We start from the raw sequence: 21,792 nt of genomic DNA on the forward strand, positions 1-21,792 counted from the left end.
CGTCTCTCGCGGCTAACTCCTTGTCTATAATCCAGTTAACGGGGAATGCGCCCTCGGTCACACCTTGATGAAATTTCCTGAAGCCGTACGGTGCGGCGCATTTGCGCGGTCTACGTTTAATAAGGGAGATATTTTTACGGCACGGCTGCCGCTAAATTTCATTGCGACAGGAGTAACTCTTATGAGCAAACATTTTGCCCGCAGCAGCCTGTGCGCGCTCGGCATGACTATCATGACAGCGCAAGCCGCAGAACCACCAAAGGCCATCGGCGACGGGGAAGGTCGGCTGGATATTATCGCCTGGCCGGGATACATCGAACGCGGACAGACGGATAAAAATTATGACTGGGTCACCCAGTTTGAAAAAGAGACCGGGTGTGCGGTCAACGTCAAGACGGCGGCCACGTCGGATGAAATGGTCAGCCTGATGGCGAAAGGGGGATATGACCTGGTCACCGCCTCGGGTGACGCCTCCCTGCGCCTGATCATGGGTAAACGCGTTCAGCCCATTAACCCGGACCTCATCCCCAACTGGAAAACGCTCGACGCGCGGATTGTAAAAGGGGAATGGTTTAACGTCGGCGGGAAAGTTTACGGCACGCCGTATCAGTGGGGGCCAAACCTGCTGATGTACAACACCAAAGCCTTCCCGACGCCGCCGGACAGCTGGAGCGTGGTCTTTACCAAACAGGATCTGCCGGACGGTAAAACCAATCAGGGACGCGTGCAGGCGTATGACGGCCCGATTTATATCGCCGATGCCGCGCTGTTCGTCAAAGCCACTCAGCCGCAGCTGGGTATCAAAGACCCGTACCAGCTCACCGAAAAACAGTATGCCGCCGTGCTCAAGGTGCTTCGCGACCAGCACGCGCTGATCCACCGCTACTGGCACGACACCACCGTTCAGATGAGCGACTTTAAAAATGAAGGCGTTGTGGCCTCCAGCGCCTGGCCGTATCAGGCGAATGCGCTGAAGGCTGAGAACCAGCCCGTTGCCACCGTCTTCCCGAAAGAGGGGGTGACCGGCTGGGCGGATACCACCATGCTGCACGCGCAGGCAAAACACCCGATGTGCGCCTACAAATGGATGAACTGGTCGCTGACGCCGAAAGTGCAGGGCGATCTGGCGGCCTGGTTTGGCTCCCTGCCCGTGGTTGCAGAAGGGTGTAAGGCCAGCACGCTGCTGGGTGATAAAGGCTGCGAAACAAACGGTTATAACGAGTTCGACAAAATCATGTTCTGGAAAACCCCCATCGCAGAAGGCGGCAAATTTGTCCCTTACAGCCGCTGGACGCAGGATTACATCGCCATCATGGGCGGTCGTTAATTGCCCGGGAGCAGAACATGACGTACGCGGTAGAGTTTAACAACGTTTCCCGTCTGTACGGCGACGTACGGGCGGTGGATGGGGTCACCATTGCTATTCGTGACGGAGAGTTTTTCTCCATGCTGGGGCCTTCGGGCTCCGGCAAAACCACCTGCCTGCGTCTGATCGCGGGTTTTGAACAGCTGTCAGGCGGCACGATTTCTATCTTCGGCAAAGAGGCGAGCGAACTGCCTCCCTGGGAGCGGGATGTGAACACCGTCTTTCAGGACTACGCGCTGTTCCCGCATATGTCGATTCTCGACAATGTTGCCTACGGGCTGATGGTCAAAGGCATCGACAGGAAAAAACGCCATGCGCAGGCCCGTGATGCCCTGGAAAAAGTGGGCCTGAGCTTTGCCGTTGCCCGCAAACCCTCGCAACTTTCCGGCGGCCAGCGGCAGCGTGTCGCCATCGCCCGGGCGCTGGTCAATGAGCCGCGCGTCCTGCTGCTGGATGAGCCCTTAGGTGCGCTCGATCTCAAACTGCGTGAACAGATGCAGTTCGAGCTGAAGAAGCTTCAGCAGGAACTCGGCATCACCTTTATTTTTGTCACCCACGATCAGGGCGAGGCCCTTTCCATGTCAGACCGGGTGGCGGTGTTCAATAACGGGCGCATCGAGCAGGTGGATACCCCGCGCGATCTCTACATGCGTCCGCGCACGCCGTTTGTCGCCGGTTTTGTCGGCACGTCCAACGTCTTTGATGCGGGCCTTGCGCAGAAAATTTGCGGTATGGAAGGCAGCTATTCCCTGCGCCCGGAACATATTCGCCTTAATGAGGGCGGAGACGTTCAGGTTCAGGGCATCGTGCAGGCCGTTCAGTATCAGGGAGCGGCCACGCGTCTGGAGCTGAAGCTCGCAGATGGCGCCAAGCTGCTGGTGAGCCAGGCCAATCTCAGTGAAACCTCGTCGCTGAGCGGCATTGCGCCGGGGCAGGCGGTGATGGCGTCGTGGTCACGCGAGGCGATGATTCGCCTGCACGAGGAGAGGTGAAATGTCTATGAGCGTTGCGCATCCTCCCGCCTCGCATGGGCGCTTAAGCCGCATGACGGCGCTGTTCTGGCGTAAACCGTCGCTCGGCCTGTTCCTGCTTCTGCTCGCGCCGCTCATGTGGTTTGGCATCGTCTATTTAGGATCGCTTCTGACCCTGCTGTTGCAAGGGTTTTACACCTTTGACGATTTCACCATGGGCGTCACGCCGGATCTGACCCTGGCGAACATTCGGGCGCTTTTCAACCCGGCAAACTACGACATCATCCTGCGCACGTTAACCATGGCGATTGCGGTGACGATAGCCAGCGCCATCCTGGCATTCCCGATGGCCTGGTACATGGCGCGATACACCCGAGGCAAGTGGAAAGCATTTTTCTATATTGCTGTGATGCTGCCAATGTGGGCGAGCTACATCGTCAAAGCCTACGCCTGGACGCTGCTGCTGGCGAAGGACGGGGTGGCGCAGTGGTTTCTCAACCACATGGGGCTGGAGCCGATCCTGACCTCACTCCTTACGCTCCCGGCGATTGGCGGCAACACCTTGTCCACCTCCGGGCTGGGACGGTTTCTGGTCTTCGTCTACATCTGGCTGCCGTTTATGATCCTGCCCGTCCAGGCGGCGCTGGAACGCCTGCCTGCCTCGCTACTGCAGGCCTCAGCCGACCTCGGCGCGCGCCCTCGCCAGACCTTTCGCTACGTCGTTCTGCCGCTGGCGATCCCGGGTATTGCCGCGGGCTCAATATTCACCTTTTCCCTGACGCTGGGGGATTTCATCGTTCCACAGCTGGTGGGGCCGCCGGGCTACTTCATCGGTAACATGGTCTACTCGCAGCAGGGTGCCATTGGCAATATGCCCATGGCCGCCGCGTTCACGCTGGTGCCCATCGTGCTGATTTCACTCTATCTGGCGTTCGTGAAACGTCTGGGAGCATTCGATGCACTCTGAACGCGCACCGCTGTTCCTGAAAGTGGCAGCGTGGGGCGGCGTCATCTTCCTGCACTTCCCGCTGCTGATTATCGCGACCTATGCCTTTAATACCGAAGACGCGGCCTTCAGCTTTCCGCCGCAGGGGCTGACGCTGAAGTGGTTCAGCGTGGCGGCGGGGCGCGGCGATATTATTGAATCCGTGACGTTGTCACTTCAGATTGCCGCGCTCTCCACCGCGATTGCCCTTGTGCTTGGCACGCTTGCTGCAGCGGCGCTGTGGCGAAGCGAGTTTTTTGGCAAGAATGCGATCTCGCTGTTGCTGCTGTTGCCGATTGCGTTACCGGGGATCATCACCGGTCTGGCGCTGCTGACGGCATTCAAAACGATTGACCTTGAGCCGGGTTTTTTCACCATCGTGGTGGGACACGCCACCTTTTGCGTGGTGGTGGTGTTTAACAACGTGATTGCCCGGTTCAGACGCACCTCCTGGAGCCTGGTGGAAGCGTCGATGGATCTCGGGGCCGACGGATGGCAAACCTTCCGCTATGTGGTGCTGCCCAATCTGGGTTCCGCGCTGCTGGCCGGGGGAATGCTGGCGTTTGCCCTGTCGTTTGACGAGATAATCGTCACAACGTTTACGGCGGGACACGAGCGCACGTTACCGCTGTGGTTGCTCAATCAGCTCGGTCGTCCGCGCGACGTGCCGGTCACCAACGTTGTAGCACTGCTGGTGATGCTGGTGACAACTATCCCCATTCTGGGAGCCTGGTGGCTAACCCGCGACGGCGAGAACATCGCCGGCAGCGGGAAATAACAGTGAATTCAACAGGAAAATGCTATGCAAACACAACTGCTGATAGAGGGAAAACTGGTAACCGGAGAGGGAGAAAAACAGCCGGTCTATAACCCGGCCACTGGAGAACTCCTGCTGGAGATTGCCGAGGCGTCAGCGGCTCAGGTCGACGCGGCGGTTCAGGCGGCCGACCGTGCTTTTGGTGAGTGGGGGCAAACCACGCCGAAAACCCGTGCCGAGTGCCTGCTGAAGCTGGCGGATGCGATTGAAGCGCATGGGGAGGACTTTGCCCGGCTCGAATCCCTCAACTGCGGCAAGCCGCTGCACTGTGCTATGGGAGATGAAATTCCGGCGGTGGTCGACGTTTTCCGTTTCTTTGCCGGGGCCGCCCGCTGTCTGAACGGGCTGGCCGCCGGGGAGTACCTTGACGGTCACACGTCGATGATCCGCCGCGATCCGGTGGGCGTGGTTGCCTCTATTGCCCCCTGGAACTATCCGCTGATGATGGCGGCCTGGAAGCTGGCACCCGCGCTGGCGGCTGGGAACTGCGTGGTGATTAAGCCCTCAGAGATCACGCCCCTGACCGCGCTGAAGCTGGGGGAGCTGGCAAAAGATATCTTCCCGGCAGGCGTTCTGAACGTCCTGTTTGGCCGGGGTAAAACGGTCGGTGACCCGCTTACCGGGCATGAAAAGGTCCGTATGGTTTCGCTGACCGGTTCGATTGCTACCGGGGAACATATCATCGGCCATACCGCGTCATCCATTAAACGCACCCACATGGAGCTGGGCGGTAAAGCGCCGGTTATCGTCTTTGATGATGCCGACCTGGATGCGGTTGTCGAAGGGGTGCGGACGTTTGGTTTCTACAATGCCGGACAGGACTGTACGGCGGCCTGCCGGATTTATGCCCAGAAGGGCATTTATGCCGCGCTGGTGGAAAAGCTGGGCGCAGCGGTCGCCAGCCTTAATATTGGTGCGCCGGAGGATGCCTCGACCGAACTGGGCCCGCTCAGCTCGGCCGCCCATCTTTCACGCGTCTGTCAGGCGGTCGATGAGGCGAAAGCGCTCGGCCACATCCGCGTTGTCACCGGTGGGAGCAAAAAAGAGGGGGCAGGCTACTACTTCCAGCCAACCCTGCTGGCGGGGGCAAAACAGGACGACGCCATCGTTCAGCGGGAGGTGTTTGGCCCGGTGGTGAGCGTCACCGAGTTTGATGACGAGGCGCAGGTGCTGGCCTGGGCGAACGATTCGCAGTATGGCCTGGCGTCATCGGTCTGGACCAAAGACGTGGGCCGCGCCCATCGCCTGAGCGCGCGGCTGCAGTACGGCTGCACCTGGGTGAATACCCATTTTATGCTGGTGAGCGAAATGCCGCACGGGGGCATGAAATTATCCGGCTACGGCAAAGATATGTCGGTCTACGGGCTTGAGGATTATACGGTCGTGCGGCATGTGATGATCAAACACTAAGCCCACCATGCCTGGCCGCATGCGCGGCCAGGCGTTCCCCACGCCCGCCATGAGTGTTACGTAAGATACTCAATTGTTATTATCCGTAGCCTTTAAGTGGTTATTCTGTAACGAAAAAACTTGATCTGTATCAACATATGACGCATATTGCGTGCGGTTATTTTTTCGGCTCTGGTATACAGAATGACGTTGTATCAAAAGATGTTGGTTTTTTACGCAATCATGGCTTCCATCTGCGCATTAATTACCTGGTTCCTCTCTAAAGACCGCAAACGTATCCGCCTGCTCAGCGCTTTTCTGGTGGGGTCAACCTGGCCAATGAGCTTTCCCGTTGCGCTGCTGGTCTCGCTTTTCTGAAGCACGCTTCCATTTTTAAAAGATGAATATAGCATTCCAGATACGGTAACTGTATAAATACACAGTGCATCGTAAAAGGAGTGCTTATGAACAGTTTTCACTCGCAGCAGGCCGGTTGTACCGTGCGCTGGCAAGACCTGCCCGGCACCGGCGATCCCGTGGTGTTCATTCACGGGCTGGGCTGCGCCTCTTCCTATGAATATCCCCGTGTCGTTCATGACCCGCTGTTTGGCGCGCGCAGAGCGATTCTCATCGACTTGCCCGGCAGCGGCTACAGCGACAAGCCTGAACGCTACAGCTATAAAACCACCGACCAGGCGCACGTTGTGGCGGAACTGATTGACCACCTTAAGCTGGATGCCTTCTGGTTATACGGCCACAGCATGGGCGGCAGCATTGCTATCGAAACGGCAGTGCTGCTGGCGTCGCGCGTTAAAGGGCTGATGGTGTCAGAGCCCAATTTTCATGCGGGTGGGGGGATGTTTAGCCGGTCTATTGCAGCGCAAACCGAGCAGCAGTTTCTGACGCAGGGCTATGACGCCATGCTCAGTGCGGAAAAACGGCGTGGGCAGGGTGTCTGCAGAGCAATGCGCCATATGCCGTCTGGCGGGGCGCATCGAGCCTGGTGGCGGGCGTTGAGCCCGAATGGGAAGCACAGTTCCTGTCACTTCCTTGCCCGGTAACGTTGATTTTCGGCGAACTGTCTCTGCCGGATGACGATGTGGAAAGTCTGAAGCAAAAGGGCGTTGAGGTAAAAATTATCCCAGCGGCGGGGCACTCGATGTCGTGGGAAAACCCGTCTGCGCTGGCACAGACGTTAGCCGGGTGTATGACGGAGTGATGCGCGCAAAAGTTTCGCCCGGCGGCGCTACGCTTGCACGGGCCTACAACGATGAAGAATGTAGGCCGGGTAAGCGGCAGCGCCACCCGGCATGAAATGCGGCTACATTGTTAATCAGCGTTCAGCGCAATAACGCGTGTAAGGCCTGACGCGCACCGGGCTGAACATCATGCGGATGCTGGTAATCAATATTCTCTATCGCGCGGCTATAGAGTGCGACCAGCCAGTCGTATACGTACGCGGTGGCCGCATGCACAGGCTGTTCTCCCAGTCGCGTCAAGCGAGGCTCGGCGCTGCTGACCACTGGCGTAACGAAGATTGCCTGCCCCTTGCGGATGCGGCTTGCCGGACGTGTTGCCACAGGCGTCTGGTCATAACCCAGCCAGCCAATGAAATTGCCCATCACGGCATGCAGCTGTGCCGCGCTGCTTTTATCCGCTTCAACGATACGCTGAAGCTGTTGAGGCAGATTAAGCCGGTAGCTGGTAACCACCAGAACATCCGCGATTTGCTGTAACACTGCAGGCTCCAGCCCGAGGCGTGCGGCCGTGGCCTCATTGCGGCTCCACTGACGCAGATGATTTATCCAGACTCTGTGCGCCAGACGCGCTTTGTCTTTTGTCTGGAACAGGCCGCTGCTTTCCTGGGTATTCTCGGCAAACAGGTCAATGGTGTCCGTAAACAGCCCGTTCACCTGCTCCTCGCGCGGCTGCTGAACGGCGAGCAGCGTTTCAAAGGCTTTCAGCGGCGGCAGCAGGCCCTCAAGCAGTTCGCCGTGGCGGGCGGCGCTGCTTTGCAGCGTGCGCACCATGCTTTCGGCCTGGGCGCGTCTTGTCCCCGGCTCTTCAACCAGCGGTGCCAGATAGCTCTGCATCAGCGATGAGAGCTCCTGTCGCAGCAAGCCTTTCAGCGTGCTGAGACGCTTCTGTCGCTGCGCGGGTAGCGTGGCCTGAGACAGCCATTCGATGACGCGCTGCATGCTGTGGCTGTCCAGTGCCTGCAGCGTGCCCCAGCGTAAACCCGGCTTCCCGAGCAGATGCTGTACGGCTTCATCGAGATTCTGTCGGGTGGTAAAGCGGGCGTCGTGAGGGGTAATCGCCCATACCAGCCCCGGCAGGGCCGATTCTTCAGCAGGCTGCGTCTCCTTGACCCAGTTCATCAACACTTTTGCTTTTTTGGCCGTGTGTTCGTGCTGCGCCGTCGCATTGCAAATCACCAGCACATCCGGCTGAAGCTGTTGACGGTAATGCTCGAGCAGCCACTGGGACTTCGCCTGGCGTAGCGGGTCGGCACGGTTATCTTCAAAAACCGGAATATCAATAATATCGACATTATCCAGCGCGCCGTTCTCAACCGGCAGAACCAGCTCGCGAGTCAGGAAGGCCAGAACGTCGACGGGGATGCTGATGGCGTTTAGCATTTCACCGCTATTCAGCGGATGAAGCAGCGTCTCCTGCGCGTCCTGAAGATCTAACGTGCCGTCGTGCGTCAGGAACCCTTCACCCGGCAGGCCAAAGCTGTCCACCAGCAGGCTAAGCGGGGCAGCAAGCTCGCCGGCATGGCTGGTCTGGTGCAGCACATGGGCCAGTTTTAACCACTGCTGGGTCAGCTCCTGCTGCTCACCCCACAGCAGCGACCAGACGCTGGCTCGCGTGCTGAGATCGAGAGAAGGCACCAGCCGGGCGAACTCATGCCACAGGGCATCATCAATTTGTTGTTTAGCGGCGGGTACGGTGCTTTGCCAGAAGCGGGCTATCGCACCCACTTCCTGAGCCGTGATGCCGGGCACGCCCTGCGGCTGGCGCAGCCCGCGCCATTTTTCCAGACGTGTCTCAATGACCGCCTTATCCACCGCGCGCATCTGCGGATGCTGCGTCGTCCGGGCAATAAACAGCTGTACCAGCTCGGCCTCGGTGACCAGGCTCAGACGCAGCGGGAACGCCTCATCCGCCACCTCCGGGCTTTCCGGCGTGAAGCGGACGGCCATGTTGGTCAGGGCATGTCCCGGATTGATATGCGAAAAATAGTCAAAGGTGCGCTGGCCCGGCGTCACGTTCAGGCGTCCATTACCGCTGCCGCACAGGGATAACAGCAGATGGGCTTTCGCGCTCTGCGAATGACCGTAAAGCCCAATGCTGCTCTGGCGGGTCATGGCGCGTTCAATGGCCTGCTCCCGCGCCTGCGCCGCGTTGATGCGAGCAAGCAGGGCGTCAGCATCGTTATCCAGCACAGGGGCGTTCAGGCGCGTCTCATTAATCCACCCGATTAAGGCCTGAGTGGTGGTCGTCGTCGCTGTCATTTCAGGTATACGCTCCCGCTGTCGATCCAGTAGTGGCTACCGCTGTGTCGGCGATCGGCCAAAGTATTCAGTTTGAAGGTTAATGCGTCAGGGGCAACCGGCGTGCCGTCCTGCAGCCAGGCATCGCTCAGCTCGAAGGCCTCAGGATCTTCCTGCTTGCTGCCGCCGCAGAGCTTCAGCCGCACGTTCAGCACGCCGTCGCCGGCAATGGCTTTCGCCAGTTCAGCCGAGTTGATGCTGAGCGTGTAGAGCGGCGTGGCGGGCCAGCGCGCGTTCGCCAGCTGGCGGAAGCCGAGGGTGACGTTACCGCGCAGCGGGAAGTGCAGACGCGCGTCGAGCTTCGCGCCCGGCTTATCGAGGTCGATATCCCGATACCAGACGTTTTCCTCGCGCAGGGTATTAACGGTGTTATCCAGCACGCCGAGATACCGCACGGTTGAATACGCGCCAATGTCCGCGGCTTTAAAGTTGAAGCGCGGCAGACGCAGGTCGAGCGCCAGGCTGCAGAGCATGGCCCCCACGGCGGCCGTCGATTTCGGGTTGCCAATGCGCCCCTGCTGGCTGAACGGATACCACTCGTGCACCTGGTATTTATCCAGCCAGACGATGCGGTTGACCGGCACCGGCTGCAGATGACGAATCAGCGCCTGAACGCCAGGCAGGCAGCCGGGGCGTCCGGTGATCAGCAGAATATCGCAGCTGTAATGGGATATCGCCTCGCACACCGCGTGGAGCGGCGAGGCCAGCGTAAACTGCCCGGCCAGCATCGCATCCTGCATTTCGCGGAAATTCACATGCAGCGGCACGGCGAACAGGTCAAAAGCGTCTGAACCTGCAGGCAGGGCATGGTCGATCGCCTGCTGCAGGTAATTCATGACGTTGCGGGTCGGTTTCTGCGGCAGGAGATCGCCAAAGGTGGCATGCAGACCGGCCAGCGGATCGTCAACGTCGCTCGATTCCCACGCGGCAAGAATGGCGTGGCCAATCGGCATAAACAGCTGAAGTGCCGTTTGCTGACGGAGCACGGCCTGGGTATCGATGCGCCCAGAGTCGCCGAACAGCGACGCCATCAGCAGCGAGGCGTCCGCGATACCGGATTTCTGCAGCTGCGTTTGCAGGGCAGGCAACACGTAGCGCTGAATCACGTCCAAAAGCGTATCGTCACCCGCGACCTTAAAGCCTTCACGGAACAGCAGCTGCGGGGTGATTTTGACGTTATTGCCGGAACCGTCATCCAGCTGATAATGGGTGATCGCCATATCCGTTGTGCCGCCGCCGATATCGATGGACGCGACGCGCAGCGCGCGGCCCGGCTGGCTACCCGACTCAGGCTCACGGTCCGGGCGGGCCAGGGAGGCGAAGAAGGCTTCGGTCTGACCGCCAAAGCGGGAGATCGCTTCGTTATACAGCCAGACCAGCTGACCGCAGCTGGCTTCATCCCACTCCATCTGGATTTCAGGAACTGGCACCACGCTTTTATCCTGCTGTTTGCGGGTGACAAAATCCTCATCCTGCGGGTGCCAGCCCATCGCTTTCCAGACGATGGCGATGGCTTCAAACATGCGGCGACGGAAAATCTCGCGCTCCTGCTTTGGCATGGCCGAGGGCAGGGTCAGGATCAGGGTGCGCAGCTGGCGCGGCGACGCCGGGAAGCCCAGACGCAGGCGCGTGGCGACGCTGTTGATCTGCCCCAGCGCCTGCGCCAGCAGCTCGCACAGCATGTGCGTCATCAGCGTGCTGCGGCTGTACTGCGGCGAGAAGACCGGCAGCCGCTCGTCCTGCGGCAGCGTGAAGAGCGGTTCGCCGTCATCGTTCATCAGGTTCATCAGCGGAAACGCGGTGGCAAGCGGCTCACGCTGGGTTTTGCTGTTCATCTGGCTAAAGCGCCAGTCCTGCACGACCGGCGTTTCATCCCACAGGTAGCGACGCGGGCTGGAGATGCCGCTGTTGCCTTCGGTCCCCAGACGCTGCATCGCCAGCTTGCGGGCTTCATCGCCCACGCGAACAATCGACGGCCAGACAAAGGCATCTTCGCGACCGCTTTCAACCGAGAAGTGCTGCTTGCCAAAGCGCGCTTCCGAAAACTCAAGACGGCTGGTGAACAGGGGCGCATTCAGGAACTGCGGCTCGCTTAGCGAGCGGACCTGCAGCTCGGCGGTCTGGCGCAGGCCATCGTTGGCGTCGCCGTGGTCTTCAATAATGACGCCGCAGGTGTGGGTATTGCCCACGTCGAGGATCAGGTCGACCGGAATGGCGGGCGTGCTGAGCGTATGGGTGACAAATTTCACTTCCGGTACGGTGAGCTGTTCACCGAGCATGGTCAGCAGGTTAAGCCAGTGGGCCTGATATTCAAAACTGCGCATCGCCTGCTGCAGGTCGCGTTCAGAGCGGTTCTCAACGCCGTCGGCATACTGGGTAAACGCCTCGCGCAGCCAGCCGTCAATCCAGGTCTGATCGAGGAAACTTTCAACCTCATTGTCTCGCCAGGCCAGCGCGAATCGGGTCCCGTTGAGAATATCGTTTTCAACCGGGGACAGGGCGGACGTGGCGTGTTCGGCAATCTGACTGTCAAGGGCGAGCGTGACGCGGTGCGTATTTCCTGCCGTGTCCGGGGTGTCAAGCTTGCGCACCTGAACGCGCGCCCAGTTATCCGGCCCCTCAACAAAGGTCCGCGGTGGGTTGAAGCGCAGGAACGGAACCGGAAGCCAGACGCCGTCCAGCACCGCCAGGGACTGATGCAGCGGGATGGTGGTTTCCGGCTTAACCACTTCAGGCTGCCCGCCGTTCGTTCCCGGCACGGTATAGCGCCCGTTAACCAGGTCGAAATCGAGCCGCAGCAGCGGGCCGTTCGCGGTTTTACGTACGAAGCGCCCGTTGCTGGCGGTGTCCTGCGGCGTCAGACCGAAATCAAGGAACTGCACGCCGCTGTTGGCAATAAGCGTGACGCTTTGTTTATAGTCGCAAAGATTAACCAGCATAGGATCAGGCACCTGCTTTCTTGAACGTCAGGGGAACGACGGTATTGGCATCATAACGGGCGCGACATTCTGCGATATCGCTGGCGCCTGCTTTACAGGCAACCTCCGGCATCGGGTAGCGGGAGCCGTCGGTGCAGCGGGCAGTACCGCGACTTTTAATCATCAGCTCGCCGTTGCTGTGCAGGCCGGAGAAGACCTCGGCGCGGCAGACAACATTGTCGCCATGGACAACCCGGGCGAAGCCTTTATTGTTCTGGATCTGATAGCGCATTGACGGCGGCTTGCCGGTGACCGGATCTTTCACGTCCAGAACCGCACGCCATGTGCCGTTCAGGAAACGCGTCGATCCCGCTTTCACCTGATTCGCTTCCATCACCATGGCGTCTTTCGGGATGGCGACAATCACCACCGGAGCGGGCTGTGGCGCAGGCGCGGCCGGAGCCGCTTCTTTTTCTTTGCTGGCCACGACCTCTGCCTGATGCAGCGGTAATTTCATGGCCAGCGGCTCAACCGCTTTGATCGGCTTTGGCGCAATCTCTACGGGCTGAGGCGCGTGCACCGGGGCGGGCTCAGCGGAAGGCGACTGTTTTGGCCACAGCAGCGGTGCGGCAATGGCGGCAACGATCGCGACGGCAACCGGCAGCGTCCACAGGGGAACGCGGCGCTTTTTCGCGACGATCGGCACAGCCGGTTCCTGAACGGGTTGCGCAACGGCCGGGGCCGGCTCAGGTTCATACAGTTCTTCCGGCGTGATACGCACCACCGTGGAAGGGGCGATCAGCGGCTCGTCGGCATGTTCAAAGGCCACCACAGGTTCTGGCTCAGGCTCGGGCTCAGGATCTTCAATCACAACGAGGGCGGGCTCAGGGACCAGCGATTCACGCAGGCAGTCGAGAACATCGTCGCGCGCATTTTCGTTCAGGTTTACAAACCCCCAGAAGCTGATGACCGGCTTTCCGTCTACCAGGAAGAGGAAGTTTTCACCCGGGAACTGAAACGCCTTTGACAGCAGAGAACCAAAAAGCTGCTGCGCGGTTTTGGGCGACTGGAGGCATTTCTTGCTTAACGACTCAACGCTGGCGAGCGTGTTTTCCAGATAGCGCAGGGCGCGATAACGGTCATCTTCATCGGCCGCTTTCCAGCTGGTTACGCTCCCTTCAACAGGGGAATACCAGTCCACGCGGTCACCGCTGTCGTTGACCTGAGGGATCGCCAGACAGTCGACGATGGCCTGTTGTTTGCGCAACCGGAGCGCTTCCCGGATTTGTAACGCTGATTCAAAAACGGCTTGTCCGCCGCCGCCAACGGCCTGAAAGTCATCCAGATTACCGCTGCGTAAAAGAGTTTTTGCCACGATTTGATCCCATATACTTCTTCACACCGTTACTTTAACGAAACGAGGAAGCAAACAAACGGAGGAAGAGACGCCAAAAGGGCCGATTTCTTGCGGCATAGAAAATGACGGTTGTGCTTGACGAATAATGGTCCTTAAGGCAAATCATCTTTTTGGGGGGCTGGCTGTAAAACCAGCGAAAAACGCGGCTTTAGAATAACCTGATAGTGTTTCGTTATTTGCCAGGTCATAACGCCTGTGCTGTTATTACTGTCTTATATAATAAAACTGTCAGGGTTATAACCATGTCTACAGGGAAATCACTGCTCGCCCTTGCGCTGAGCGCGCTTCTACCAGCCGGTGCCGCATGGGCGGCAAACAACGACACCCTTATTTACTGTTCTGAGGCGTCCCCCGAGTCCTTCAACCCGCAAATCGCCAGCTCTGGCCCGTCTTTTGTGGCCAGCTCTCAGGTACTGTACAACCGCCTGATCAATTTCGACCCGCTGAAAAACACCCCGGTCCCGTCGCTGGCGGAGTCCTGGACGATTTCACCGGACGGTAAGACCTATACCTTTACCCTGCGCAAAGGGGTGAAATTCAACAGCAATAAATACTTCAAACCGACGCGCGACTTTAACGCTGATGACGTTATTTTCTCTGTTATGCGTCAGAAAGACCCTAAACACCCGTATCACAACGTGTCGCAGGGCAACTACGAATACTTTAACGATGTTGGGCTCGATAAGCTGATCCAGGACGTGAAAAAGGTCGATGATTATCACGTTCAGTTCACCCTCAGTGAACCCAACGCCGCGTTTCTGGCCGACTGGGGAATGGATTTCGCCTCCATTCTCTCCGCCGAATACGCCGATGCGATGCTGAAAAAAGGCACGCCTGAAAACGTAGACACCTGGCCGATTGGTACCGGGCCTTATGTCCTGCAGCAGTACAAAGTGGATTCGCTGATCCGCTACGTCGCTAACCCGAACTACTGGGAAGGCGAAGTGCCGACGAAGCATCTCATCTTCTCCATCACGCCAAACGTGGAAACCCGCCTGGCGAAGCTGCAGACCAACGAGTGCCAGATCATTCCTGCACCGTCCCCGGTTCAGTTTGACGTCATCAAGAACAATAAAGACCTGACGCTGCACTCGGTCGATGCGCTGAACGTCGGCTATCTGGCGTTTAATACCGAGAAAAAACCGTTTGATAACGTGCTGGTGCGCCAGGCGCTTAACTACGCGACCGACAAGAAGGCCATCGTTAATGCGGTCTTTATGGGGTCCGGTACGGTGGCAAAATCGCCGATCCCGCCAAATATGCTGGGCTTCAATAAAGACCTGAAGGACTACAGCTACGATCCTGAAAAAGCGAAAGCGCTGCTGAAGCAGGCGGGGCTGGAGAAGGGGGCGGAAGTCACGCTGTGGTCAATGCCGGTTCAGCGTCCATATAACCCGAACTCGCGTCGTATCGCGGAGATGATCCAGAGCGACTGGGCGAAAGTCGGCGTGAAGGCGAAAATTGTCTCTTACGAGTGGGGGGAATATCTCTCCGGAATGCGTAAAGGCGAACATGACTCCGCGCTGTTTGGCTGGATGTCCGATAACGGTGACCCGGATAACTTTGCCGACGTGCTGCTGGGCTGCAACAGCATTAAAACCGGATCAAACGCCGCGCGCTGGTGCGATAAGGGTTATGATGCTCTGGTGCAAAAAGCGAAGCTGACCAGCAGCCCGGCCGAGCGCGCGAAACTCTACGGCCAGGCGCAGGAGATTTTCTACCAGCAGGCGCCGTGGATCGCACTGGCAAACGGGAAAACGTTCTATGCAACCCGCAGCAACGTGACCGGATACAGCGTGAGCCTGATGGGTAGCGATTTCTCCAAAGCGAAGCTGAACTAAGCGTTTTATCGCCGGGTGGCGGCTACGCCTTACCCGGCCTACATTTGGCACCCGTAGGCCCGGCAAGCGAAGCGCCACCGGGCACATTACAAGGAGTGACAATGTCACATTTAAGCGAAGTTACCGCCCGTGTCGATGCCGCCATCGAAGAGAGCGTGATTACCCACATGAATGAACTGCTGATCGAATTAAGCGATGACGCAGAGCTCAGCCGTGAAGAACGCTACACCCAGCAGCAGCGTCTGCGCACCGCGATTTCGCACCACGGTAAGCAGCATAAAGAAGAGATGGACGCGCGTGAGGAACAGCTGACCAAAGGCGGCACCATACTGTAACGATCAAAACTGGCGTCGCGCCACCAGCCAGGCCCCGACGACCAGCATCACCGCGCCGCACACCGGGCCAATCAGGGCGCGCAGCGGAACGCCGTTGCTTCTCAGCACGTCCATCACCAGCCCGCCAATCAGCTGGCTTGCTACCAGCACGGCGATAGTCGTCGCCGCGCCAACGTTCTGATACCCGCTGATGCTGGCAAACACAAAAAACGACCCCAGCAGCCCAGGGATAAGCGTCCACCAGCGCACCGTTGCGGCCAGCTCGCTGAATCCGGCGACGCCCTGTTTCAGCAGCAGAATGCTGACAAACAGCACGATGCCGACCATGGAGTTCAGCAGCATCGCGATAAGAATGGTGGAGGAGGACTGGGTGATACGCACCATTAAAGTGTTTTGCACCACCAGACCAATTCCCGCCGCCACCAGAAACGCCAGCGTCAGTGACTGATTCATGGGATGGCGTCCGGATCGCTGCGCTCGTCCAGCTGCAGCTGCATAAAGGTTAAGTCCAGCCAGCGGCCAAACTTGGTTCCCACCTGCGGCATCTGCCCCGTGGTGACAAAACCAAGCGTTTCATGGAGATGAATCGAGGCATGGTTTTGCGCTTCAATACCGGCCACCATTACGTGTTTACCGATGGCGCGGGCCTCGTTAATCAGTGCGATCATCAGCGTGCGGCCAATGCCTTTGCCCTGATGGTCCGGGTGGACGTAGACCGAATGCTCGACCGTATAACGGAAACCGTCGAAGGCGCGCCAGTCGCCGAAAGAGGCGTAACCGGTGATAACGCCGTTTTCTTCACTCACCAGAACCGGGTAACCCGCGAGCGTGCGCGCCTCAAACCAGGCGATTCGGTTATCGGTATCGACGGTTTTATCGTTCCAGATCGCGGCAGTATGCAGCACCGCGTGGTTGTAGATTTCTCCTATCGCGGCGCAGTCTTCTTTGCAGGCATGACGAACGATCATGATTAACCCTCTGTGTGTTGTTCACTATAGTATTACGTTATTCCTACGATATTACACAATCGTATCGCCCGATCGCTACGGCATAAGCCATATTTTTTTGTTATCAAAAGCCCATTGAAATGCCGTGCATACACTATAGTATGACGTCATGAACACCATAACAGACACGATGAATCAACGGATTAGCGCAAGAATTCGCCTTGAACGCGAGTCTCGCGGATGGTCCCTGAGCGAGCTTGCTGACCGGGCAGGAGTCTCGCGCGCGATGATCCACAAGATTGAACGCGGAGACAGCAGCCCGACGGCCACCTTGCTTGCTCGCCTGTCCGGCGCGTTTGGCATCAGCATGTCAACGCTTATTGCCCGGGCCGAAATGCAGGAGGGCAAGCTGCTGCGCCTTGCAAACCAGCCCGTCTGGCGAGATCCGCAGACGCACTACCTCCGCCGCCATGTTTCTCCCCGTACCGATCTGCCCATCGACCTTGTTCAGGTTGAACTGCCCGCGGGCAGCGATGTTCCGATGCCTGCCTCTTCTTACGCGCTGGCACGTCAGCTTATCTGGCTCCAGTCCGGTGAGCTGGTGTTCCAGGAGGGCGATACGCGCCACGAAATGCACGCCGGAGACTGTCTCGAGCTGGGGCCGCCAAATGACTGCCGGTTCATCAACGAAACGAATGAAACCTGCATCTATCTGGTTGTACGGCTTAACCAGTCTGCCTCGTAATGCTAATGCGATAACGCCGATCGTGAGCCAGGCTGTAATGACATTTGTACCAGAAGGAGATCCCGATGAATCAACCTGTTTCGCAAAATCGCCGCTGGGTACTGGCCTCTCGTCCTCAGGGTGCGCCGGTCGCGGAAAATTTTCGTCTCGAAACGCAGCCTGTTCCCGCCCCGGCTGAAGGGCAGCTTTTGCTGCGCACCGTCTGGCTGTCCCTGGACCCTTACATGCGGGGGCGCATGAGCGATGCGCCATCCTATTCACCACCGGTTGAGCTGGGCGCGGTGATGGTGGGGGGAACGGTTAGCCGCGTTGAGCAGTCAAATCATCCCGACTTCAAAGCCGGGGAGTGGGTACTGGGCTACAGCGGCTGGCAGGAGTATGAACTCTCAGACGGCAGCGGTCTGGTGAAGCTGGGCGAAAATCCGTCACATCCTTCCTGGGCGCTGGGTATTCTGGGCATGCCGGGCTTTACCGCCTATATGGGATTGCTGGATATCGGGCAGCCAAAAGCGGGTGAAACGCTGGTGGTCGCCGCGGCGACAGGCCCGGTTGGCGCGACCGTCGGGCAGATCGGCAAAATTAAAGGTTGCCGGGTGGTCGGCGTCGCCGGTGGGGCTGAAAAATGCCGCCATGCCGTTGAGGTCCTCGGGTTTGACCTCTGTCTGGATCACCACGCGGCCGACTTTGCCGAACAGCTGAAACGCGCTTGCCCGAACGGGATTGACGTCTATTATGAAAACGTCGGCGGGAAAGTCTTTGACGCCGTGCTGCCGTTACTGAATACCTCCGCGCGCGTGCCGGTGTGCGGCCTGGTGAGCGGCTACAATGCGACGGGCCTGCCCGAGGGGCCGGATCGCCTGCCGCTACTGATGGCGACCATCCTGAAGAAACGCATTCGTATGCAGGGCTTTATCATCGGCCAGGATTACGGTCACCGCATTAAGGAGTTCCAGGAAGCGATGGGACGCTGGGTGCAGGAGGGCAAAATTCACTATCGCGAACAGATAACGGACGGGCTGGAGAACGCGCCCGAGGCGCTGATTGGCCTGCTTGAAGGTCGTAACTTCGGCAAAGTCGTGATTCGCGTCGCGAGTGACAATAAATAAACAGCACTATGGCGGGGTTTCCCGCCATATTTATTTGTGAAGATACGATATATTGTCTTTAATTAATGGACATGGCATTTCGCGCCCGCTTCCCGGATGGGCCCGAAACCAATAAAAAAAACAAACTTTGCTTTTTTGATGTTTTTACGTACTTCCCACCACCAGGCATGACGATACAGGATATATCGGACCAGCGTCGTTTTATTAAAACTGGCGTTTAAAAATAGCATTAAGTTTTAGCTACAGGAATTGAACATGCTTGATTTGGACCACTTAGAAAAAGCCCAAAGGGTCAGTCTTACCATGCAAGTTGAACACAGTTTGAAAGGAGCGTTAATTACAGGCTCACTCAAACCTGGGGCACGACTGATTACCAAAGAGATCGCCGATAAATTAGGAACCAGTATTACCCCTGTTCGCGAGGCGCTGTTGCGCCTGGTGTCATCAGGGGCGTTACACGCCACGCCGGCGCAGGCATTTCTGGTTCCGGAGGTCACGCTGGAGCGCTATAACGAGATTAACGCCATCCGCAAGCAACTTGAGCCGATGGCGGTCGCCGCGGCCTGTCAGAATATGTCTGATAGCAAACTGGAGGCGTTGCGCAAATTGTCGGATGCCTTTCATGAGGCCATGCGCAACGGGAACGTCCAGCAGGCATTGCATGCGAATCGCGTCTTCCGGTTTACGCTTTATCAGTATGCGGAAATGCCTACGCTTAATGCCTTAATTGAGCAGCTTTGGGTGCGCATCGGGCCCTGTATGAACTATCTACATCAGGAGCTTAACGACATCAAAGCCTCGACGTATCACTATGACGAACTGCTTTCCGCCCTGGAGCGAAGAGATGTTGTTGCCTGCCAGAAGGCGATTGATAAGGTGATTGATGAAGCGAATTTGCTTTTACAGCGACAATATTTCAACTAAGAGATTATTTAGCAGAGCGACTATATTCCGCCGCTAATTATTTATCTGGTGAATAACTCCTGATGGTTTATTGCCATCAGGAGCGTTATTTCATTAATAAAATAAACTTTTCTTTTCGCTTACTCGAAGCGATAAGAGACCGACAGCCCGACCCCGTAGTTACGGCCTGGTGCAGGCTCGTAATAACGACCGTTAGACTCGTTGACAATAACCGAGCCCGCGTACTCTTTATCGAACAGGTTATCGACGCGGCCAAAGACGTCCATGCCCCAGCTGCCGTAGTTGAATTTGTACCCGGTGTTCAGCCCGACCACAGTATACGACGGCGCTTTCGCCGTATTCTCGTCGTCGGCCATGATATCGCTCATGTAGCGCACGTCAGAGCCCGCGTACCAGCCTTCCTCCGGCTGCCAGCCAAACGAGGCGTAACCCATGTTGCGGGCAATGCCCGGCATCCGGTTACCGTTACAGTTTGCGTCGCTGCAGACGTTAGTCCGGTAGGTGGCATCCAGATACGTCCATGCCATCTTCAGCTTCCAGTTCTCAGCAAACTGCTGGTCGAGGGAGACTTCCACCCCCTGACGACGGGTTTTACCGGCATTTTTATAGCTGGTACGCCCGCCAGAGCTGGCATCCACCACGATCTCATCATCCGTATCGGTGCGGAACAGCGCCGCTGTCAGCAGGCCATTGCCGATGCGGGTTTTGCTGCCCACTTCATACGTGTTGTTGGTGGACGGCTGCAGGCCGATGTTAAGGCCGCCCTGGTTATCGGCACGATAGGACAGTTCGTTGATGGTTGGCGTTTCGAATCCACGCCCTGCGGCAGCGTAGAGGTTCCATGCGTCCGTCACCGCATACTTCACGGAACCGGCCGGGAGCCACTTGTGATAGCTCGCGTCACCGCTGTCATCGCCGTTGCCCGGCGTAACGTAATGGTCGTTGGAATCAAACCAGACCGAGCTGTAGCGCACCCCCGCATCCACCGACAGCTTCTGCGTCAGCTGCCAGCTGGTTTGCAGGTAAGGGTCAACGTTCCACATCAGGTTACGTTCGTTTCGACGCTTGTCACCCTTCACGCCGTAATCCGGCACGCCGTTGTTCATCACGAAGTTCTCGTATCCGCGACGATCTTCGCTCAGATTTTCGTAGTTCAGGCCGGTGGTAAACGTCACCGGCACCAGCAGCTCGCCACGGTGCGTCCAGCGGGTATCGATACCCTGATAATGACGTTGCATATCAATCACGCCGCCGGAGTGGGAGGCTTTCAGCTGGGGCTGATACGGAATCGACTGGTACTGCGTCATTTCACGTTCGCCGGCGTACATCATCACGCTGAGGTCGTCCTGGGTGCTGAGCTGACGATCGTAGCGCAGGCCGGCCTGGGTCTGCTTGATGGTCTTGCGGGTGTTGTACTGATCGCCGCGCGGAGACTGACGCGGATTGTTCTGCCACTCCTGATAGCTCAGCCCGCCCGGATCGTTGGCCTTCATGTCCACGCTGTTGAAAATCAGCGTCAGCTTGCTGACGTCATCAATACGCACGCCCAGCTTCGCATTGGCCAGATTTTTCCGCGCGCCGCTGTGGTCACGGTAGCCTTTGGTGGTGAAACGGGTGGTGGAAACGGTGTAATCCACATCGCCCGCGTGGGTGCCGTCACCCATCGCGCCGGTGGCTTTCATGCCGTAGCGCCAGGTACCGTAGCTGCCGTAATAGCTGCTGGCTTCAATGGTCGGCGGCTGCTGCCCGGTCTGGGTGTTGATATTAATCACGCCGCCGGAGGCGTTGCCGTACAGAGCAGAGAAGGGGCCGCGCAGCACTTCAACGCTTTCCACGCTGGAGAGATCGATGTTGGAGGTCTGGCCCTGTCCGTCCGGCATGGTGGCAGGGATACCGTCGACATACATGCGGATACCGCGCACGCCAAACGTTGAGCGGGCACCAAACCCACGCATTGAAAGCTGGAGATCCTGGGCATAGTTCTGGCGGTTCTGAATTTGCAGTCCCGGGACGCTGCCCAGAGATTCAGACAGGTTGATGCGCGGCGCGGCGTGGCGCATGTCATCGCCATTGACGACGCTGACCGCGGCCGGGGTATCCAGTTCCGATACGGTTTGCGGCGTGGCGCTGACGATCATGGTCTGTTCCTCCGCGCTCATTGCAGTTAGCGGCGCGAAAATAACGGGAACCAGCAGCAGCGGGAGAGAAGCCTTACGGGCAGAAATGATTTTCATGAATAAAACCGGTTGTGGTGTATAAACGAACCAAATGGAACATGTCCATACATGTTAAAGGTTTTGTAAATGTTTTGAAAACTATAACCGCACATTGCGTTAATGAAAGGCGAAGCGCGAAAGAAAAACTCCACATTCACTTCATTAATGATTACTATTCTCATTATCAAAAGGCGATGCCATGACGTTGCCTGCCGGAAGTGATGTCAGCCCAAACCCCTCTTTTCAGAAAAGGAATTG

Annotated in this window: 19 protein-coding genes; 13 read left to right on the forward strand and 6 right to left on the reverse strand. The window is 57.9% G+C overall.

Annotation, left to right across the window (positions count from 1 at the left end; translation table 11 throughout):
• The first annotated feature begins 181 nt into the window (after positions 1-181).
• From ydcS to UTM25_RS22600, 8 genes are all read left to right on the forward strand, one after another.
• Entirely contained in the window at positions 182-1,327 is a 1,146-nt protein-coding gene (ydcS, locus tag UTM25_RS06085) for a putative ABC transporter substrate-binding protein YdcS (RefSeq protein WP_194399348.1), read from the forward strand.
• A gap of 17 nt (positions 1,328-1,344) precedes the next feature.
• Positions 1,345-2,358, forward strand: coding sequence for an ABC transporter ATP-binding protein (locus UTM25_RS06090; protein ID WP_048979173.1), 1,014 nt, complete (start codon positions 1,345-1,347; stop codon positions 2,356-2,358).
• Position 2,359: 1 nt separating this feature from the next.
• Positions 2,360-3,304, forward strand: a complete 945-nt coding sequence (locus UTM25_RS06095) for an ABC transporter permease (RefSeq protein WP_194399347.1) — start codon at positions 2,360-2,362, stop codon at positions 3,302-3,304.
• On the forward strand, positions 3,294-4,100 hold the full coding sequence (locus tag UTM25_RS06100; protein ID WP_029741505.1) for an ABC transporter permease: 807 nt from the start codon (positions 3,294-3,296) through the stop codon (positions 4,098-4,100). The genes UTM25_RS06095 and UTM25_RS06100 overlap by 11 nt, the downstream gene beginning before the upstream one ends.
• A gap of 24 nt (positions 4,101-4,124) precedes the next feature.
• Complete coding sequence (patD, locus tag UTM25_RS06105) at positions 4,125-5,549, forward strand: aminobutyraldehyde dehydrogenase (RefSeq protein ID WP_194399346.1); 1,425 nt, start codon at positions 4,125-4,127, stop codon at positions 5,547-5,549.
• Between the two features lie 183 nt (positions 5,550-5,732).
• Positions 5,733-5,906, forward strand: a complete 174-nt coding sequence (locus tag UTM25_RS06110; RefSeq protein ID WP_013096478.1) for a GhoT/OrtT family toxin — start codon at positions 5,733-5,735, stop codon at positions 5,904-5,906.
• Positions 5,907-5,992: 86 nt separating this feature from the next.
• Positions 5,993-6,589: an alpha/beta hydrolase gene (locus UTM25_RS06115; protein WP_340673955.1), complete on the forward strand. Its 597-nt coding sequence runs from the start codon at positions 5,993-5,995 to the stop codon at positions 6,587-6,589.
• Between the two features lie 2 nt (positions 6,590-6,591).
• Positions 6,592-6,747 carry a hypothetical protein gene (locus tag UTM25_RS22600; protein WP_340673954.1) on the forward strand — a complete coding sequence of 52 codons (156 nt, stop codon included), beginning with the start codon at positions 6,592-6,594 and terminating at the stop codon, positions 6,745-6,747.
• Between the two features lie 121 nt (positions 6,748-6,868).
• Here UTM25_RS22600 and UTM25_RS06120 read toward each other — a convergent pair whose 3' ends face one another.
• The 3 genes from UTM25_RS06120 to UTM25_RS06130 are packed head-to-tail and all read right to left on the reverse strand — an operon-like array spanning position 6,869 to position 13,378.
• Positions 6,869-9,046, reverse strand: a complete 2,178-nt coding sequence (locus UTM25_RS06120; RefSeq protein WP_194399345.1) for a virulence factor SrfC family protein — start codon at positions 9,044-9,046, stop codon at positions 6,869-6,871.
• Complete coding sequence (locus UTM25_RS06125; protein ID WP_194399344.1) at positions 9,043-12,024, reverse strand: virulence factor SrfB; 2,982 nt, start codon at positions 12,022-12,024, stop codon at positions 9,043-9,045. The genes UTM25_RS06120 and UTM25_RS06125 overlap by 4 nt, the downstream gene beginning before the upstream one ends.
• A gap of 4 nt (positions 12,025-12,028) precedes the next feature.
• Complete coding sequence (locus tag UTM25_RS06130; protein WP_194399343.1) at positions 12,029-13,378, reverse strand: SrfA family protein; 1,350 nt, start codon at positions 13,376-13,378, stop codon at positions 12,029-12,031.
• A 284-nt stretch (positions 13,379-13,662) separates the two neighbouring features.
• On the opposite strand from UTM25_RS06130, the gene UTM25_RS06135 reads away from it, so the two are divergent.
• The gene (locus UTM25_RS06135) at positions 13,663-15,261 is read left to right on the forward strand and encodes an ABC transporter substrate-binding protein (RefSeq protein WP_194399342.1); all 1,599 of its coding nucleotides are present in this window, start codon (positions 13,663-13,665) and stop codon (positions 15,259-15,261) included.
• Between the two features lie 101 nt (positions 15,262-15,362).
• A complete protein-coding gene (locus tag UTM25_RS06140) occupies positions 15,363-15,596 on the forward strand; it encodes a YdcY family protein (protein ID WP_194399341.1) in 234 nt (77 codons plus the stop codon).
• 3 nt (positions 15,597-15,599) lie between these two features.
• On the opposite strand, the gene UTM25_RS06145 is transcribed toward UTM25_RS06140, so the two are convergent.
• Both UTM25_RS06145 and UTM25_RS06150 read right to left on the reverse strand, forming a co-directional pair.
• A complete protein-coding gene (locus tag UTM25_RS06145; protein ID WP_194399340.1) occupies positions 15,600-16,049 on the reverse strand; it encodes a DMT family transporter in 450 nt (149 codons plus the stop codon).
• Positions 16,046-16,564 carry a GNAT family N-acetyltransferase gene (locus tag UTM25_RS06150; protein ID WP_194399339.1) on the reverse strand — a complete coding sequence of 173 codons (519 nt, stop codon included), beginning with the start codon at positions 16,562-16,564 and terminating at the stop codon, positions 16,046-16,048. The genes UTM25_RS06145 and UTM25_RS06150 overlap by 4 nt, the downstream gene beginning before the upstream one ends.
• A 148-nt stretch (positions 16,565-16,712) precedes the next feature.
• Between UTM25_RS06150 and UTM25_RS06155 the strand changes: the two genes are divergently transcribed.
• From UTM25_RS06155 to UTM25_RS06165, 3 genes are all read left to right on the forward strand, one after another.
• Positions 16,713-17,288 (forward strand): helix-turn-helix domain-containing protein, encoded by a 576-nt coding sequence (locus UTM25_RS06155; RefSeq protein WP_023311983.1) that lies wholly within the window; start codon positions 16,713-16,715, stop codon positions 17,286-17,288.
• Positions 17,289-17,353: 65 nt separating this feature from the next.
• The gene (locus UTM25_RS06160) at positions 17,354-18,394 is read left to right on the forward strand and encodes an NADP-dependent oxidoreductase (RefSeq protein WP_047741953.1); all 1,041 of its coding nucleotides are present in this window, start codon (positions 17,354-17,356) and stop codon (positions 18,392-18,394) included.
• Between the two features lie 255 nt (positions 18,395-18,649).
• Positions 18,650-19,318: a GntR family transcriptional regulator gene (locus UTM25_RS06165; RefSeq protein WP_023311981.1), complete on the forward strand. Its 669-nt coding sequence runs from the start codon at positions 18,650-18,652 to the stop codon at positions 19,316-19,318.
• Positions 19,319-19,437: 119 nt separating this feature from the next.
• On the opposite strand, the gene pqqU is transcribed toward UTM25_RS06165, so the two are convergent.
• Positions 19,438-21,552 (reverse strand): TonB-dependent receptor PqqU, encoded by a 2,115-nt coding sequence (gene pqqU, locus UTM25_RS06170; RefSeq protein WP_194399338.1) that lies wholly within the window; start codon positions 21,550-21,552, stop codon positions 19,438-19,440.
• Between the last annotated feature and the right edge of the window lie 240 nt (positions 21,553-21,792).

It is taken from the genome of Enterobacter sp. 61D5 (genome assembly GCF_034107965.1).
Lineage (GTDB): Bacteria > Pseudomonadota > Gammaproteobacteria > Enterobacterales > Enterobacteriaceae > Enterobacter > Enterobacter cloacae_M.

What these genes read in the sequence shown, in the direction of transcription:
- ydcS (WP_194399348.1), top strand. Translation starts at nt 182, where the DNA reads ATGAGCAAACATTTTGCCCGCAGCAGCCTGTGCGCGCTCGGCATGACT.
- UTM25_RS06090 (WP_048979173.1), top strand. Translation starts at nt 1,345, where the DNA reads ATGACGTACGCGGTAGAGTTTAACAACGTTTCCCGTCTGTACGGCGAC.
- UTM25_RS06095 (WP_194399347.1), top strand. Translation starts at nt 2,360, where the DNA reads ATGTCTATGAGCGTTGCGCATCCTCCCGCCTCGCATGGGCGCTTAAGC.
- UTM25_RS06100 (WP_029741505.1), top strand. Translation starts at nt 3,294, where the DNA reads ATGCACTCTGAACGCGCACCGCTGTTCCTGAAAGTGGCAGCGTGGGGC.
- patD (WP_194399346.1), top strand. Translation starts at nt 4,125, where the DNA reads ATGCAAACACAACTGCTGATAGAGGGAAAACTGGTAACCGGAGAGGGA.
- UTM25_RS06110 (WP_013096478.1), top strand. Translation starts at nt 5,733, where the DNA reads ATGACGTTGTATCAAAAGATGTTGGTTTTTTACGCAATCATGGCTTCC.
- UTM25_RS06115 (WP_340673955.1), top strand. Translation starts at nt 5,993, where the DNA reads ATGAACAGTTTTCACTCGCAGCAGGCCGGTTGTACCGTGCGCTGGCAA.
- UTM25_RS06120 (WP_194399345.1), bottom strand. Translation starts at nt 9,046, where the DNA reads ATGACAGCGACGACGACCACCACTCAGGCCTTAATCGGGTGGATTAAT.
- UTM25_RS06125 (WP_194399344.1), bottom strand. Translation starts at nt 12,024, where the DNA reads ATGCTGGTTAATCTTTGCGACTATAAACAAAGCGTCACGCTTATTGCC.
- UTM25_RS06135 (WP_194399342.1), top strand. Translation starts at nt 13,663, where the DNA reads ATGTCTACAGGGAAATCACTGCTCGCCCTTGCGCTGAGCGCGCTTCTA.
- UTM25_RS06140 (WP_194399341.1), top strand. Translation starts at nt 15,363, where the DNA reads ATGTCACATTTAAGCGAAGTTACCGCCCGTGTCGATGCCGCCATCGAA.
- UTM25_RS06145 (WP_194399340.1), bottom strand. Translation starts at nt 16,049, where the DNA reads ATGAATCAGTCACTGACGCTGGCGTTTCTGGTGGCGGCGGGAATTGGT.
- UTM25_RS06150 (WP_194399339.1), bottom strand. Translation starts at nt 16,564, where the DNA reads ATGATCGTTCGTCATGCCTGCAAAGAAGACTGCGCCGCGATAGGAGAA.
- UTM25_RS06155 (WP_023311983.1), top strand. Translation starts at nt 16,713, where the DNA reads ATGAACACCATAACAGACACGATGAATCAACGGATTAGCGCAAGAATT.
- UTM25_RS06160 (WP_047741953.1), top strand. Translation starts at nt 17,354, where the DNA reads ATGAATCAACCTGTTTCGCAAAATCGCCGCTGGGTACTGGCCTCTCGT.
- UTM25_RS06165 (WP_023311981.1), top strand. Translation starts at nt 18,650, where the DNA reads ATGCTTGATTTGGACCACTTAGAAAAAGCCCAAAGGGTCAGTCTTACC.
- pqqU (WP_194399338.1), bottom strand. Translation starts at nt 21,552, where the DNA reads ATGAAAATCATTTCTGCCCGTAAGGCTTCTCTCCCGCTGCTGCTGGTT.